The following is a 324-nucleotide window of genomic DNA, read 5'->3' as shown; positions in this document are numbered from 1 at the left end:
GGTGCGGGCGGCCACGGCGGCAACGCCGGCGCCGGCGGTGTGGTCGGCAACGTCAGCCGCGGCGGTGACGGCGGCGTCGGCGGTGCGGGTGGCGCCGCCGGCTCCTGGGACGCCACGGCGGGCACCGGCGGCACTGGTGGTCGCGGCGGTGACGGCATGCTCGACCACCCGGGCACCGGCTGGGGCCGCAACGGCGGCGCCGGCGGGGTCGGTGGGGCCGGCGGGCCCGGGGACGCCGCGCATCCCGACGGCGGCACCGGCGGCACGGGTGGCACCGGCGGTCTCGGCGGCAACGGCGGAACCGGTCCGAGCGTCAACGTCGGC

General features: G+C 82.1%; 1 protein-coding gene. It reads left to right on the top strand.

Annotated features, from left to right (window positions below; genetic code table 11):
• A partial coding sequence (locus KIH27_RS22300) for a hypothetical protein (RefSeq protein ID WP_214095107.1) occupies positions 1-324 on the top strand: 324 nt, incomplete at both ends.

The organism is Mycolicibacter acidiphilus (assembly GCF_018455725.1).
In the GTDB taxonomy this organism is placed as follows: domain Bacteria; phylum Actinomycetota; class Actinomycetes; order Mycobacteriales; family Mycobacteriaceae; genus Mycobacterium; species Mycobacterium acidiphilum.
This window is presented reverse-complemented; position numbering and strand designations above follow the sequence as displayed.